14 protein-coding genes are annotated in these 14,456 nt (G+C 54.7%); 9 read left to right on the forward strand and 5 right to left on the reverse strand.

Annotation, left to right across the window (positions count from 1 at the left end; all coding sequences use genetic code 11):
- Positions 1-155 precede the first annotated feature (155 nt).
- Positions 156-1,094 carry a D-alanyl-D-alanine endopeptidase gene (pbpG, locus tag AB182_RS07590; RefSeq protein WP_047369563.1) on the forward strand — a complete coding sequence of 313 codons (939 nt, stop codon included), beginning with the start codon at positions 156-158 and terminating at the stop codon, positions 1,092-1,094.
- Here the strand turns inward: pbpG and AB182_RS07595 are convergent, their stop codons facing one another.
- Together AB182_RS07595 and dld are read right to left on the reverse strand one after the other, a co-directional pair.
- Positions 1,095-1,649, reverse strand: a complete 555-nt coding sequence (locus AB182_RS07595) for a GNAT family N-acetyltransferase (RefSeq protein ID WP_047369564.1) — start codon at positions 1,647-1,649, stop codon at positions 1,095-1,097. It lies immediately after the preceding gene.
- 137 nt (positions 1,650-1,786) lie between these two features.
- The gene (gene dld, locus AB182_RS07600; RefSeq protein WP_047369565.1) at positions 1,787-3,493 is read right to left on the reverse strand and encodes a D-lactate dehydrogenase; all 1,707 of its coding nucleotides are present in this window, start codon (positions 3,491-3,493) and stop codon (positions 1,787-1,789) included.
- A gap of 174 nt (positions 3,494-3,667) precedes the next feature.
- On the opposite strand from dld, the gene bglX reads away from it, so the two are divergent.
- The 5 genes from bglX to AB182_RS07625 all read left to right on the forward strand — a co-directional run bounded on the left by bglX (position 3,668) and on the right by AB182_RS07625 (position 9,872).
- On the forward strand, positions 3,668-5,965 hold the full coding sequence (gene bglX, locus AB182_RS07605) for a beta-glucosidase BglX (RefSeq protein WP_047369566.1): 2,298 nt from the start codon (positions 3,668-3,670) through the stop codon (positions 5,963-5,965).
- A gap of 173 nt (positions 5,966-6,138) precedes the next feature.
- The gene (gene osmF / locus AB182_RS07610; protein ID WP_047369567.1) at positions 6,139-7,050 is read left to right on the forward strand and encodes a glycine betaine ABC transporter substrate-binding protein OsmF; all 912 of its coding nucleotides are present in this window, start codon (positions 6,139-6,141) and stop codon (positions 7,048-7,050) included.
- 62 nt (positions 7,051-7,112) lie between these two features.
- The gene (locus AB182_RS07615) at positions 7,113-8,207 is read left to right on the forward strand and encodes an ABC transporter permease (RefSeq protein ID WP_082137115.1); all 1,095 of its coding nucleotides are present in this window, start codon (positions 7,113-7,115) and stop codon (positions 8,205-8,207) included.
- A complete protein-coding gene (locus tag AB182_RS07620; protein WP_047369569.1) occupies positions 8,204-9,151 on the forward strand; it encodes an ABC transporter ATP-binding protein in 948 nt (315 codons plus the stop codon). The genes AB182_RS07615 and AB182_RS07620 overlap by 4 nt, the downstream gene beginning before the upstream one ends.
- Entirely contained in the window at positions 9,135-9,872 is a 738-nt protein-coding gene (locus tag AB182_RS07625; protein WP_047369570.1) for an ABC transporter permease, read from the forward strand. Before AB182_RS07620 ends, AB182_RS07625 begins: the two co-directional genes overlap by 17 nt.
- On the opposite strand, the gene AB182_RS31390 is transcribed toward AB182_RS07625, so the two are convergent.
- The gene (locus tag AB182_RS31390) at positions 9,847-9,960 is read right to left on the reverse strand and encodes a protein YohO (RefSeq protein WP_044172034.1); all 114 of its coding nucleotides are present in this window, start codon (positions 9,958-9,960) and stop codon (positions 9,847-9,849) included. The genes AB182_RS07625 and AB182_RS31390 overlap by 26 nt on opposite strands.
- A gap of 58 nt (positions 9,961-10,018) precedes the next feature.
- Positions 10,019-10,750 carry an HTH-type transcriptional regulator MlrA gene (gene mlrA / locus AB182_RS07630; protein ID WP_047369571.1) on the reverse strand — a complete coding sequence of 244 codons (732 nt, stop codon included), beginning with the start codon at positions 10,748-10,750 and terminating at the stop codon, positions 10,019-10,021.
- Positions 10,751-10,970: 220 nt separating this feature from the next.
- Here mlrA and AB182_RS07635 point away from each other — a divergent pair, with 220 nt between their 5' ends.
- From AB182_RS07635 to AB182_RS07645, 3 genes are read left to right on the forward strand one after another with little or no spacing between them, the layout of a single operon-like run.
- Entirely contained in the window at positions 10,971-12,659 is a 1,689-nt protein-coding gene (locus tag AB182_RS07635; RefSeq protein WP_047369572.1) for a sensor histidine kinase, read from the forward strand.
- Positions 12,653-13,372 carry a two-component system response regulator BtsR gene (gene btsR, locus AB182_RS07640; RefSeq protein WP_047369573.1) on the forward strand — a complete coding sequence of 240 codons (720 nt, stop codon included), beginning with the start codon at positions 12,653-12,655 and terminating at the stop codon, positions 13,370-13,372. Before AB182_RS07635 ends, btsR begins: the two co-directional genes overlap by 7 nt.
- 47 nt (positions 13,373-13,419) lie before the next feature.
- The gene (locus tag AB182_RS07645) at positions 13,420-13,896 is read left to right on the forward strand and encodes a YehS family protein (protein WP_047369574.1); all 477 of its coding nucleotides are present in this window, start codon (positions 13,420-13,422) and stop codon (positions 13,894-13,896) included.
- A 41-nt stretch (positions 13,897-13,937) separates the two neighbouring features.
- Here the strand turns inward: AB182_RS07645 and AB182_RS07650 are convergent, their stop codons facing one another.
- Positions 13,938-14,396 (reverse strand): YehR family lipoprotein, encoded by a 459-nt coding sequence (locus AB182_RS07650; RefSeq protein ID WP_047369575.1) that lies wholly within the window; start codon positions 14,394-14,396, stop codon positions 13,938-13,940.
- Between the last annotated feature and the right edge of the window lie 60 nt (positions 14,397-14,456).

A 14,456-nucleotide genomic window follows, 5' to 3' on the forward strand; every position in this document is an offset into this window, starting at 1 on the left:
GTTGAAGTACCCGCAACGCAATCTTCTGCAATGAATCTTGTGTGGCGACATGCGGGCGTGGCGGCTATTATGCCAGGGCCAGCTTCTGTTATTCATTTCCAAAACAGATGCGGTGTGCGTAATTACGTGCATGAATAATCATCAGAAGTCACACCATGCTGAAAATCCGAATTTCTTTATTAAGCCTCGCGCTTATGTTTGCCGTGCCCGTCGCACCGCAGGCGCTGGCAAAAACCGCTGCGGCAACGGCGTCCGCGCAACCTGAAATTGCCTCCGGTAGCGCGATGATTGTCGATTTACAAACTAACCAGGTTATTTATTCCAGCCACCCGGAGCTGGTGCGTCCTATCGCTTCTATCACTAAGCTCATGACCGCAATGGTGGTACTGGATGCTCATCTGCCGCTGGATGAAAAAATAAAAGTCGATATCAGCCATACGCCGGAAATGAAAGGGATCTACTCCCGCGTACGCCTGAACAGTGAAATCAGTCGCAAAGATATGCTGCTGCTGGCACTGATGTCCTCGGAAAACCGCGCGGCGGCAAGCCTTGCGCACCATTATCCTGGCGGATATGACGCGTTTATTCGTGCGATGAATGCGAAAGCGAAGGCGCTGGGCATGACCCACACCCGCTATGTTGAACCGACAGGTTTATCAACCAGCAATGTGTCCACGGCAAGCGACCTGATTAAACTGCTGGTGGCCACGAAGCAGTATCCACTGCTGGGCCAGTTGAGCACCACGCGGGAAGACATGGCGACATTCAGTAATCCGGGATATACGCTGCCGTTCCGTAATACCAACCATCTGGTGTATCGCGATAACTGGAACATTCAGCTGACCAAAACCGGGTTTACCAATGCGGCCGGTCACTGCCTGGTGATGCGCACCGTCATTAACAATAAGCCGGTTGCCCTGGTGGTCATGGATGCTTTCGGCAAGTATACCCACTTTGCGGATGCCAGCCGTCTACGTACCTGGATTGAAACCGGGAAAGCACAGCCTGTGCCTGCTGCGGCGTTAAGCTACAAGCGCCAGAAAGCGGCGCAAATGGTGGAAAACCACGGCGCACAAACCGCGCAAAACGACTAATTATTCCGGCAGCGTCCAGTCACCCTCGTTGAGTGGGCGCTGCATGATAACCGTATCCCGCCAGTCACCTTTCTTGTAGCCGACGCTGCGCAACTGCCCGACAATTTCGAAGCCGTGTTTTTTATGCAGTCGCAGGGAGCCGGCGTTGTTTTGCCCGTCGCCTATCACCGCAATCATCTGCCGCCACGGTCCTTCTTCACAGCGCGCGATCAACGCATCCATCAGCATGCTACCAATGCCACGTCCGGTCATACTGGCGTCAACATAAATAGACTCTTCCAGGGTATAGCGGTAGGCCTGGCGCGGACGATAAGGACTCGCATAGCAATACCCCACCATGATGCCGTGATAGAGCGCGACCATCCAGGGAAGCCCCTCACTGGCGATCTTGTGCATACGCTGGCGCATCTCGTCGATAGTGGGTGGCACTTCTTCGAAAGAGGCGCGGCCATGTAGCACATGCCAGGCATAGAGAGATGAAATCGCATGAACATCATCAAGAGTGGCATCACGCACCACGAGTGCGTTTTCGGACAGGACATCAACGGCAGACATGATGGAGTGGCTCCTCAATGTAGCAGGTCAGAGAAACGTTTCTCTGGCCTGCTACTTTAGTACGAATGAAGAGCACAATACAGCCTGGCTTAAACATATATCTCAGTTAGACAGTGATGAAGTATTGAGACAGTCGCCTATTGCCAGTTTTTTCTTTTACTTGTTTTTCCGATTCCAGGGTTCATGCTGTTAGTTGGGTCATTTTCCAGGTAAAAACGTTTTAAATGATCGGACGCTTCATACAAATGGCCAACGTTGTGTTCGGCAGGATATTGCGCGCCGCGCTGACGCAATAATTCAAGCATCTGCTCTTTAAGCGCGTGCGTATCAACGCCTTTCTTCACAATATAATCCTGATGGAAAACATGGCAGAAGAAGTGGCCGTAGTAGAGCTTCCAGGTCAACTGGCTGTCGATTTCCGGCGGCAGATGTTCGAACCAGTCGTTATCATTGCGCCGCAGGGCAATATCCAGCGCCAGAATATCTTCTACTTCATCGGCATGTACCGCCTGATAGCGAATCGCCGCGCCCGCTGCAGCGAAGCGGTGAAGAAAGGCTTTATTCCCTTCCTCTGTGGTACAGGCGAAGAACCCGCCCTCCGCCGTTTCAAAGTACTCCGCCAGCCACCGTTGCGCCTCGGCGATACCGTCACCCGACATTTTCAGCAGCAGATGGTGTTCATACTTATCCCGCCAGCTTTTCATCCGCGGTGGCAGGTGCGAGGGGAAAAGGTGCCCCAGCTTTTGCATGGCCCGGTCGGTAAAGTGCGGTTTAAACACCGAGGCTCTGGCCAGCAGGGCGTCGGTACGGCCTTTCAGCGTAAAAAAGAACGGCATTTTGTCGGTGCCGAGCTTGTCGATCATCAGGAACGTGTCTTTGCCGTAGCGCTCAGCGATATCGTAAATATCGCGATGCATATATTCCCCCGCCACCGGCAAATGGGTGAACTCGCTAAGAATATGGCGGCGAAGCGCGCTCAGCACCTCCGGCTGGTTTGTGCCGATATAAAACACTTGTTGGCGCGTGGGGGCGATAAAGGTATCCAGACGTACTGCGAAGACCGCCAGTTTGCCGGCACAGCCCGACGATTCAAACAGTCGGTCCGGGTCAGCATTGTAGCGCGCGGGTGTATCTGCATTTACATCACGCACACGGCTAACGTAGTCATGGTCATGACCATGACGCCCGTCGCGGCGCACGTCGGCATCGGTCACCCGTTCGTCATCAAGCTTACTTAAGATTTGTTCCGGCGTGCTGTCAAGCTCAATGCCTAAATGATTCACCAGGCGCAGCGTCCCATTTTCGTCAATCTGCGCAAACAGCGACATTTCGGTATACGCCGGGCCGCGCTGCACCAGCGCACCGCCGGAGTTATTGCAAATTCCGCCGATGACCGATGCGCCAATACAGGATGAACCGATAACCGAATGCGGCTCTCGACCCAGCGGTTTGAGCGCTTTTTCCAGCGAATAAAGCGTGGTGCCAGGAAAGGCCAGCACCTGCTTACCGTTGTCGATCAAATGCAGTTTATCCAGCCTTAGCGTACTGATGATAATAATGTCACGGTCGTAGTCGTTGCCGTTTGGTGTGGACCCTTCGGTCAGACCAGTATTCGCCGCCTGCATGAGGATGATCTTATCGGCGCTGACACAGGCGCTGAGCACACGCCATAATTCAAGCAGTGTGCCGGGAAAGACGACGGCGAGCGCATCGCCCTGACCGGAGCGAAAACCCTTTCGATAACGTGCGGTTTTGGCCGGGTCGGTAAGGACATGCGAGGCGCCAACAAGACGTCCGAGTTCACGGGTAAAAGCGATATGGTGCTGGGAAGTTGTAGAAGACATTTTCCTCTCCCTGGTGGTGAAACAGCATTCTCGCTTTAAAGCATAGTGTCTGAAAGTGAGGAATTCTCAGAAAAATCAGAGAATAACTCTGCAAGCCAGACTACGATTATGGCACACTGCGTTTTTTTCATGGTCAGGCCCGTGAGCGGCTGTATAAATGAGAGAGTGAACGACATGAAATGGCTATGTTCGGTAGGTGTCGCCGTAAGCCTTGCGCTGCAACCGGTGATGGCGGAAGAGATGTTTGGTAACCATCCTCTGACGCCGCAAGCAAGGGATGCGTTTGTCACTGAATTACTAAAAAAAATGACGGTGGATGAAAAAATTGGGCAACTGCGACTGATTAGCGTCGGGCCGGACAATCCGAAAGAAGCCATCCGTGACATGATTGCCAAAAACCAGGTTGGCGCCATCTTTAATACCGTGACCCGCCCGGATATCCGCGCTATGCAGGATCAGGTCATGCAACTTAGCCGCCTGAAAATTCCGCTGTTCTTTGCCTACGATGTGGTTCACGGTCAGCGGACCGTGTTCCCGATTAGCCTTGGCCTGGCCTCCAGTTTTAACCTCGAAGCGGTGAAAACCGTCGGGCGTGTTTCTGCGTATGAAGCAGCAGATGACGGCCTGAACATGACCTGGGCACCGATGGTCGATGTCTCCCGCGATCCGCGCTGGGGCCGTGGTTCTGAAGGGTTTGGCGAAGACACTTACCTGACCACCGAAATGGGCCGCGCGATGGTCAAATCCATGCAGGGCAAAAGCCCGGCGGATCGCTATTCGGTGATGACCAGCGTTAAGCACTTCGCCGCCTATGGCGCAGTGGAAGGGGGCAAAGAGTACAACACCGTTGATATGAGCCCGCAGCGCCTGTTCAACGACTATATGCCGCCGTACAAAGCGGGGCTGGATGCGGGGAGCGGCGCGGTGATGGTGGCACTGAACTCTCTAAACGGCACGCCGGCCACCTCCGATTCCTGGCTGCTTAAAGATGTCCTGCGCGATGAGTGGGGCTTTAAAGGCATCACCGTTTCCGACCATGGCGCAATCAAAGAGTTGATCAAACACGGCGTCGCCGCCGACCCGGAGGATGCCGTACGCGTGGCGCTCAAAGCCGGTATCAACATGAGCATGAGCGACGAGTACTACAGCAAATACCTGCCGGGGCTTATCAAATCCGGCAAGGTCACCATGGAAGAACTCGACGACGCGACCCGTCACGTGCTCAACGTGAAATATGACATGGGGCTGTTCAATGACCCGTACAGTCACCTGGGGCCGAAAGAGTCCGATCCGAAAGACACCAATGCGGAAAGCCGTCTGCACCGTAAAGAAGCCCGTGAAGTGGCGCGCGAAAGCCTGGTACTGCTGAAAAACCGTCTCGATACGTTGCCGCTGAAAAAAGACGCGACCATTGCGGTGGTCGGTGCGCTGGCGGACAGCAAACGTGACATGATGGGGAGCTGGTCCGCTGCTGGCGTGGCGGGGCAATCCGTGACCGTGCTGACGGGTATTCGTAATGCCGTGGGGCCGAAAGGGACTGTTCTCTACGCGCGTGGCTCGAATATCACTGAGGATAAAGGCATTGTCGACTTCCTCAACTTGTATGAACCAGCCGTGGTGCAGGACAAACGCAGCCCGCAGGAGATGATTGATGAAGCCGTTACAGCGGCGAAGAAATCAGATGTCGTCGTGGCTGTCGTCGGTGAGGCTCAGGGGATGGCGCACGAGGCGTCAAGCCGTACGGACCTGACCATTCCGCAAAGTCAGCGTGACCTGATTGCCGCGCTGAAAGCAACGGGCAAACCACTGGTGCTGGTACTGATGAACGGTCGTCCGCTGGCGCTGGTGAAAGAAGACCAGCAGGCAGATGCCATCCTGGAAACCTGGTTTGCCGGTACCGAAGGCGGCAACGCCATCGCCGATGTGCTGTTTGGTGATTACAACCCGTCCGGCAAACTGCCGATGTCCTTCCCGCGTTCTGTCGGACAGATCCCGGTCTATTACAGCCACCTGAATACCGGGCGTCCGTATAATGCCGATAAACCGAACAAGTACACGTCCCGTTACTTTGACGAGGCCAACGGCCCGCTTTATCCGTTTGGTTACGGCCTGAGTTACACCACGTTTAGCGTCTCCGATGTGAAAATGTCGGCGCCGACGATGACCCGCGACGGTAAAGTGACGGCCAGTGTTGATGTCACCAATACGGGCAAACGCGACGGTGCAACGGTCATTCAGCTGTACCTGCAGGATGTAACGGCTTCGATGAGTCGCCCGGTTGAGCAGCTGCGCGGTTTCGAAAAAGTGGATCTCAAAGCCGGCGAAACCAAAACGGTCAGCTTCCCGATCGATATCGAGGCGCTTAAGTTCTGGAATCAACGCATGAAATACGATGCAGAACCTGGCAAATTCAATGTCTTTATCGGTCTGGATTCAGCCCGTGTGAAACAGGGCGAATTTACCCTCCAGTAATCTTCCGAGGCCGCTTTTTAGCGGCCTTTCATCTTTAAATCCTTCGCGTTATAACCGCTTCGTCTAATCAGAAACATCAAAATCTGAACGACTGATTTATTCCCGGTCGATTCTCTACTACGCTTTTTGCACAGCCAGAAATCCAGATACCACAAAAACAATGGGGAACGAGCATGAAATCACTTTCGCAATGGAGCGCAGCAGGGTTGTTGATGCTGGCCGCAGGCGCACAGGCGGCTGAGCCGGTTAAGGTGGGTTCCAAGATTGATACCGAAGGCGCTCTGCTGGGCAATATCATTTTGCAGGTACTGGAAAGCCATGGCGTGAAAACCGTCAACAAAGTCCAGTTGGGTACCACCCCGGTAGTGCGTGGTGCGATAACCTCAGGTGAACTGGATATCTACCCGGAATATACCGGCAACGGTGCGTTTTTCTTTAAAGAGGAGAACGATCCGGCGTGGAAAAATGCGCAACAAGGCTATGACAAAGTCAAAAAGCTGGATGCGGAGAAAAACAAACTGGTGTGGCTGACGCCAGCGCCTGCCAATAACACCTGGACTATCGCGGTACGCCAGGATGTTGCGCAAAAAAACAAGTTGGTCTCCCTTGAGGATCTCAGCCGCTATCTGAAAGAGGGCGGCACGTTTAAACTGGCTGCTTCCGCCGAGTTTATCGAACGCACCGATGCCTTGCCGGCCTTCGAAAAAGCTTACAACTTCAAGCTCAACCAGCAGCAGTTGCTGTCGCTGGCGGGGGGCGATACGGCCGTGACCATCAAAGCAGCCGCACAACAAACATCCGGTGTGAATTCAGCGATGGCCTACGGGACAGATGGGCCAGTGGCGGCGCTGGGGCTGCAAACGCTGACCGACCCGAAAGGGGTTCAGCCAATTTATGCGCCCGCTCCGGTTGTGCGCGAAGCCGTGCTGAAAGCCTACCCGCAACTGGATGAGTGGCTGAAACCGGTATTTGCCAGTCTGGATGAAAAAACGCTGCAGAAACTGAATGCCAGTATCGCAGTGGAAGGTCTCGACGCCAAAAAAGTGGCCGCCGATTACCTGAAAGGAAAGGGACTGATTAAATAAACGTGGAGCGACGTTGTCATAATCGCGTGTTGTTGCTGCTGGTCGTACTGGCGCTGGCAGCAATGGCACTGCCCTTCGTGAATTACGCCCCTAACCGCCTGGTCTCCGGGGAAAGTCGTGCAATTTGGCAGGTCTGGCCCGCATTTGCCGCTTGGGGACTGCTTTTCCCGGCGGCGCTACTGCTTTTGAGCTTTCTCCCGCATCGGCTTGCGAGCCTGGCTGCCCTACTGCTTAGCGAAGCGTCCTTTTGCGTTTTAGTCTGGTGCGCGGGCAGGGCGGCCAGCGATCTGGCGCAGTCAGGCAGTGCGCTCGCCCGTACCTCCCCCGGTAGCGGCTTATGGCTGTGGCTGGCGCTATCGTTACTGGCCAGCAGTGATGCTATCCGGCGGTTAACCGTTAACCCGGTCTGGCGCTGGCTGCTGCATGCGCAAATCTGGCTCCTGCCGCTGTGGCTGTTGCTCAGTGGGCAACTGGATTCGCTCTCTTTGCTTAAAGAGTATGTGAATCGGCAGGACGTCTTTAACGACGCGCTGGCGCAACATCTGAAATTACTGTTTGGCACGTTGCTGCCCGCGCTGGTACTGGGCCTGGGGATCGGCCTGTGGTGCTATCGCCATCCGGCGCGTCAGCAACCGGTATTTGCCATACTGAATGTAATACAGACCGTGCCGTCCGTTGCGCTTTTTGGCCTGTTGATCGCCCCCCTGGCAGGGCTGGTGGCGCAGTTTCCCTGGCTGGGTTCGCTTGGCGTGGCGGGAACCGGCATCACGCCAGCGCTGATTGCCCTGGTGCTTTATGCGTTGCTGCCGTTAGTTCGCGGTGTGGTGGCGGGCTTAAATCAGGTGCCGGCCGATGTGCTGGAAAGCGCCAAAGGGATGGGGATGAGCGGTCGTCAGCGCTTTTTACATATCCGTCTGCCGCTGGCGTTACCCATTTTGCTGCGTAGCCTGCGGGTGGTGACGGTACAAACGGTGGGCATGGCGGTGATTGCGGCACTCATTGGCGCCGGTGGCTTTGGCGCACTGGTGTTTCAGGGGCTTTTAAGTAGCGCACTGGATCTTGTCTTATTGGGTGTGATCCCGGTTATTGCTCTCGCCGTGGTCGTGGACGCACTGTTTGCTTTGGGTATCGCGCTGCTGGAGGTAAAACAGCCATGATTGAATTCAGGCATGTCAGCAAATCTTTCGCCGGGCAACAGGCGGTCAGCGATCTGAATCTTGAATGTAAAACCGGCGCGTTTTCCGTGCTGATTGGGACATCCGGGTCCGGGAAGTCCACCACCCTGAAAATGATCAACCGGCTGGTGGAGCACGATGGAGGTACCCTTTTATTTGCCGGCGAAGAGATCCGCAGCCTGCCGGTGCTGGAACTGCGCCGCAGGATGGGTTACGCCATTCAGTCGATAGGTCTGTTCCCGCACTGGACGGTGGCGCAAAATATTGCCACCGTGCTGCAATTGCAAAAATGGTCACGGACGAAAATCGCCGCGCGGGTGGATGAACTGATGGCTTTACTGGGTCTCGATGAAAGTCTGCGCGATCGTTTCCCCCATCAGCTTTCCGGCGGACAGCAGCAGCGTGTTGGTGTGGCCCGCGCGCTGGCGGCTGACCCGGAGGTATTGCTGATGGATGAGCCCTTCGGCGCGCTGGATCCGGTCACGCGCGGTACGCTGCAGCAGGAGATGATTCGTATTCACCGTCTGCTGGGACGTACTATTGTTCTGGTTACTCACGATATCGATGAGGCGCTGCAACTGGCGGATCATCTGGTATTGATGGACAGTGGGGCGATTGTGCAGCAGGGGACTCCGCTGGAGATGTTAACGCGCCCGGCAACCCCGTTTGTACGCGACTTTTTTGGCCGCAGCGAACTGGGCGTTCGTTTGCTTTCGTTGCGCCATGTCAGCACCTGGATGCGACCGGGGGAAACGGTGGCGGGAGAACCCCTGCGCGAGGATATGACATTGCGCGAAGCCTTATCGCTGTTTGTCGCCCGCCAGTGCGAAGTGCTGCCTGTTGCCGATGCTCAAGGCGTACCCTGCGGCACGCTGCATTTTCGCGACCTGCTCAGAACGGAGGCACTGAGTGAAACATCTGCGTGACCCGCTGCTCTGGCTTATCGCCGTGTTCATCGCATTGCTGCTGGCGATGCCATACAGCGGCGCGCTCTTTGGCTCGCTGTTTCCCCAATTGCCACGACCCGTCTATCAGCAGGAAAGTTTTGTCGCTCTGGCGCTCGCCCATTTCTGGCTGGTGGGCGTGTCGAGTTTGCTGGCGATCGTCATTGGGTTGGGGGCGGGAATTTTAGTGACGCGCCCCTGGGGCCGTGAGTTTCGCTCGCTGGTGGAGACCATTGCCGCAGTAGGACAGACCTTCCCGCCGGTGGCGGTACTAGCCATTGCGGTACCGGTAATGGGATTTGGCCGCGAACCTGCCATTATCGCGCTTATTCTCTATGGGGTGTTGCCGATATTGCAGGGCACGCTGGCAGGAATTGCCGCTGTACCGGAGAGCGTACACAGCGTGGCAAAAGGGATGGGAATGAGCAGCTTGCAGCAACTTTTCAGGGTTGAACTGCCGCTGGCCGCGCCGGTTATTATCACCGGGGTCCGCACGTCCGTTATCATCAACATTGGTACGGCGACCATTGCGTCTACGGTCGGTGCCAGCACGCTGGGTACGCCGATCATCATCGGGCTGAGCGGGTTTAATACGGCTTATGTCGTGCAAGGGGCCGTGCTGGTTGCCCTGGCCGCTATTATTGTCGACAGAGGGTTCGAGCGTCTGGCTCGGTTATTCAGCCTGCACCGCCGCGAACAATAAAGGAATAGCCTGCGAGCATCACGCCGCCGATGCCGCCGATCGCCATCAGCAGAAAAATCACAATGACGGTAAGTTTGGACAGGTTCATTTTTCGCTCCTTTGTTAAGAAAAGTATTATACGAGGAAGCGGGGCTGTTAATGAACCATTAAATGCCAAGGGGAAAAATGGCATGTCCACTTTGCTGCCAGTCGTGCAACTGTTTTTGCTGTGACGAAGAGGGCGCCTCGCCGCACCACACCAGTAAGGTCTGCCCTTCAAACATCTCGGGGCGCAGATAACTCAGCGAGTGCGCCAGCACGTCGACTCGCCAGCCCTGCTGGCTCGCCATCCAGCCCTCCAGCCAGAGTCGGGTCGTATCCTGCACATTCCAGCCGACAACCAGCGCATCGCGCCCATTTTTCTTGCGCGCTGTATTCAGGCAGACGCAAATATAGTTAATCAATACCCCATCCAGCAGACTGAGCATCACGGTGAGGGCGGGCTGCTGGGATTGCAGGCGACGACGAAGAGGGATAAACAGGCGGGTTATCAGGGTTTCTGCCGGGTAGTCGTGGCCGCGCTCTTTGATCCACAGACGCAACCGTTGCAGGTTGCCGCTTTGCAGAATCTGCAATACGACTTCTTGCTGCGCGCGCCAGCCATTGCGTTCATTTTCGGGTTCATTATTGAGCAGGGTCTGCACTTTGCTGACCTGGACCCCGGTATCAATCCAGCGTTTAATCTCGCGAATTCGGTCGATGTCGGCGTCGGTAAACAACCGGTGACCGCCTTCTGTACGTTGCGGTTTGAATAAGCCATAGCGTCGCTGCCATGCCCGCAAAGTCACGGGATTGATATCGCATAGCATCGCCACTTCACCAATCGTGTAAAGCGCCATGATGTCACCTTTGCAAGAAATCCCCCACTTTAACTTTAGCCGCTCTGACTTAAACCAGGATGAATTGTTTGTTTAATGTTCGAAATGTATCCCTTTCGTATCATTATCCTTTCAGGATTGTGATAATGAGCACGAATTAACATTTTTTTGGAAACCCTCAAAGAATCTCTTCGCGACTCCATGTAAGGTACGCGCTTTCAGTCAACGCGGTGCTGCGGGTATGTACGAATTTAATCTGGTGTTGCTGCTGCTCCAGCAAATGTGTGTGTTTTTGGTTATCGCCTGGCTGATGAGCAAAACACGTCTTTTTATTCCGCTGATGCAAGTCACGGTGCGTTTGCCGCACAAACTGCTCTGCTATGTCACCTTTTCGATCTTCTGCATCCTGGGGACCTATTTCGGCTTGCATATTGAAGACTCGATTGCCAACACCCGGGCCATTGGCGCGGTGATGGGCGGCCTGCTCGGCGGCCCGCTGGTTGGCGGGCTGGTGGGGTTAACCGGCGGATTACACCGTTACTCAATGGGCGGCATGACCGCGCTGAGCTGTATGATTTCCACCATTGTGGAAGGGCTGCTCGGCGGGCTGGTTCACAGTATTCTGATCAAGCGTGGCCGCACCGACAGGGTCTTCAATCCGCTTACCGCCGGGGCCATTACCTGCGTCGCGGAACTGACGCAGATGCTGATCATCCTGCTTATCGCCCGACCTTATGAGAGCGCGCTGCATCTGGTGCAAAGCATTGCGGCCCCGATGATGGTGACCAATACCGTAGGCGCGGCGCTGTTTATGCGTATTCTACTCGACAAGCGGGCCATGTTTGAAAAGTACACCTCGGCGTTTTCTGCCACGGCGCTCAAAGTCGCGGCATCGACGGAAGGGATCTTGCGTCAGGGGTTTAACGAAGAAAACAGCATGAAGGTCGCCCAGGTACTCTATAAAGAGCTGGATATCGGCGCGGTGGCGATTACCGACCGCGAGAAGTTACTGGCGTTTACCGGCACGGGGGACGACCATCATCTGCCTGGCAGACCTATCTCTTCCGTCTGGACGCAAAAAGCCATCGAAAGTGGCGAAGTGGTGTATGCCGATGGTAATGAGGTGCCGTACCGCTGCTCACTGCATCCCCAGTGCAAACTGGGTTCAACGCTGGTGATTCCGCTGCGTGGGGAAAACCAGCGCGTTGTGGGCACCATCAAATTGTATGAAGCGAAAAACCGGCTCTTTAGCTCCATCAACCGCACGCTGGGCGAAGGGATTGCGCAGTTGTTGTCGGCACAAATCCTTGCCGGGCAGTATGAGCGGCAAAAAGCGCTGCTGACCCAGTCGGAAATCAAATTACTGCATGCTCAGGTCAATCCTCACTTTCTGTTCAATGCCCTGAACACGCTGATGGCGGTGATTCGCCGCGACAGCGATCAGGCCGGTCTGCTGGTGCAATATTTGTCGACGTTCTTTCGTAAAAACCTTAAGCGGCCGTCGGAAATCGTCACCCTCGCCGATGAGCTTGAACACGTTAATGCGTATCTGCAAATTGAAAAGGCGCGTTTTCAGTCCCGGCTGCAGGTTCAACTGCACGTGCCGGACGCGCTATCGCACCTCCATTTGCCGGCATTCACCCTGCAACCGATTGTCGAAAACGCCATTAAACATGGGACGTCGCAACTGCTTGGGGTAGGCGAAATCACCATTAATGCCAGCCAGGACGGTGACCATCTGGTGCTGGATATTGAAGATAATGCCGGGCTGTATCAGCCCAAAACCGATGCCAGTGGTTTAGGGATGAGTCTGGTGGATAAGCGTCTGCGGGCGCGCTTTGGCGATGAGTGCGGCATTTCGGTTGCCTGTGAGCCGGATATCTTTACCCGAATTACCCTACGACTCCCGCTGGAGGAAAGCGCATGTTAAAAGTGCTGATTGTTGATGATGAACCGTTGGCGCGTGAAAATCTGCGTATTTTACTGCAGGAAGAGAGCGACATTGAGATTGTAGGCGAATGCGCTAACGCCGTTGAGGGCATTGGCGCGGTGCATAAATTGCGCCCGGACGTATTGTTTCTTGATATCCAGATGCCGCGCATTAGCGGGCTGGAGATGGTGGGCATGCTCGACCCGGAACATCGGCCGTATGTGGTTTTTCTTACCGCGTTTGACGAGTATGCGGTGAAAGCCTTCGAGGAACACGCCTTTGACTATCTGCTCAAACCCATTGAGGCGCGCCGCCTGGAGAAAACCCTCACCCGACTGCGTCAGGAACGCAATGTGCAGGATATGTCGGTGCTGCCGGAAAATCAGGCTTCGCTGAAATTTATTCCCTGCACCGGGCATAGCCGCATTTATCTGCTGCAGATGGATGAGGTTGCTTTTGTGAGCAGTCGCATGAGCGGTGTCTATGTCACCAGCCACGACGGCAAAGAGGGCTTCACCGAGTTGACCCTGCGCACGCTGGAAAGCCGTACGCCGCTGCTGCGCTGCCATCGACAATATCTGGTGAACATGGCGCATCTGAAAGAGATCCGTCTGGAAGATAACGGCCAGGCTGAATTGCTGTTGCGCGACGGACAAACCGTGCCGGTTAGCCGCCGCTATCTTAAGAACCTAAAAGAAGCGCTGGGGTTGTAGCTTTTGATGGTAGACTGCGCGCTTACGATGATTTTTTCGAAGGCTTTATGCTCAATAACGATATCTTACGTAGCTTACGCTACGCACTGAAAATGAATAACGGCGACCTCAAGCGCGTGTTTGCGCTGGCGGACGCCCCGGTGAGCGACGAGCAGCTTGTCGGCTGGTTGCACAAAGAAGATGAGGAGGGCTTTCAGCGCTGTCCTGACATTATGATGTCTGTCTTCCTCAATGGCCTGATTTATGAGCGCCGCGGTAAAGACGAGTCTCAGCCTGCGCTGGTGACCGAGCGTAAGATGACCAACAACATCATCCTTAAAAAATTGCGCATCGCGTTTTCGCTGAAAACAGACGATATTCTGGCGATCCTCACCGAGCAGAAATTTCGCGTCTCCATGCCGGAGATTACCGCCATGATGCGGGCGACCGAGCATAAAAATTTCCGTGAATGCGGCGATCAGTTCTTACGTTATTTCCTGCGGGGACTGGCAGTGCGTGAACACGCGAAGGCGGCTGCTAAGTAAAGGCGATGCCAGCGCGCGAGAATCACGCGCTGGCACGTTTATCATTTCACTTCTTTAAAACCATGTGATTCCAGAAGCTGCTGTGATTTCGTCATACTGACGCCATCTTTCACATCGCCGGTGAACGCCGCACCCTGCACCTGTTGCAATGCGTTACGATCGACTTTGGTATAATCGACGGTCAGGGTTTCTGTCGCGTAAGTATCCTGATAATCGATGCTTTCCGTCACGCCCTGAATCGATTTGTATTTTTCGCTAATTGGCCCCAGGCGCTGCATGGCAGCCTCTTTATTGGCCGCACCCAGGCTGGCGTACTGAATCTTATTCTTTGCCGTCTGACGTAAGACCACGTCGTCTTTATAGTAATACGTCAGCGATATCTCGGTTTTGCCATCCGTCCAGTTAAATGTCTTACTCTGTTCTTTGTCACCACAGCCGCTAACGACAAATAAAACCAGAGTAGTCAGTGCGATGGCGATCATTTTTTTAAACATATTCATACAGCCCCTTTTGTTAGAAAAATCCTGTCCATTGAAGAATAGTGCAATAAAAAAAAGGCG

It is taken from the genome of Phytobacter ursingii, assembly GCF_001022135.1.
Lineage (GTDB): Bacteria > Pseudomonadota > Gammaproteobacteria > Enterobacterales > Enterobacteriaceae > Phytobacter > Phytobacter ursingii.

Excerpts from the sequence above, each read along its gene's own strand:
- bglX (WP_047369566.1), top strand. The coding sequence starts at position 3,668 with ATGAAATGGCTATGTTCGGTAGGTGTCGCCGTAAGCCTTGCGCTGCAA.
- btsR (WP_047369573.1), top strand. The coding sequence starts at position 12,653 with ATGTTAAAAGTGCTGATTGTTGATGATGAACCGTTGGCGCGTGAAAAT.
- dld (WP_047369565.1), bottom strand. The coding sequence starts at position 3,493 with ATGTCTTCTACAACTTCCCAGCACCATATCGCTTTTACCCGTGAACTC.
- AB182_RS07620 (WP_047369569.1), top strand. The coding sequence starts at position 8,204 with ATGATTGAATTCAGGCATGTCAGCAAATCTTTCGCCGGGCAACAGGCG.
- AB182_RS07645 (WP_047369574.1), top strand. The coding sequence starts at position 13,420 with ATGCTCAATAACGATATCTTACGTAGCTTACGCTACGCACTGAAAATG.
- mlrA (WP_047369571.1), bottom strand. The coding sequence starts at position 10,750 with ATGGCGCTTTACACGATTGGTGAAGTGGCGATGCTATGCGATATCAAT.
- pbpG (WP_047369563.1), top strand. The coding sequence starts at position 156 with ATGCTGAAAATCCGAATTTCTTTATTAAGCCTCGCGCTTATGTTTGCC.
- AB182_RS31390 (WP_044172034.1), bottom strand. The coding sequence starts at position 9,960 with ATGAACCTGTCCAAACTTACCGTCATTGTGATTTTTCTGCTGATGGCG.
- AB182_RS07615 (WP_082137115.1), top strand. The coding sequence starts at position 7,113 with ATGGCACTGCCCTTCGTGAATTACGCCCCTAACCGCCTGGTCTCCGGG.
- osmF (WP_047369567.1), top strand. The coding sequence starts at position 6,139 with ATGAAATCACTTTCGCAATGGAGCGCAGCAGGGTTGTTGATGCTGGCC.
- AB182_RS07595 (WP_047369564.1), bottom strand. The coding sequence starts at position 1,649 with ATGTCTGCCGTTGATGTCCTGTCCGAAAACGCACTCGTGGTGCGTGAT.
- AB182_RS07635 (WP_047369572.1), top strand. The coding sequence starts at position 10,971 with ATGTACGAATTTAATCTGGTGTTGCTGCTGCTCCAGCAAATGTGTGTG.
- AB182_RS07650 (WP_047369575.1), bottom strand. The coding sequence starts at position 14,396 with ATGAATATGTTTAAAAAAATGATCGCCATCGCACTGACTACTCTGGTT.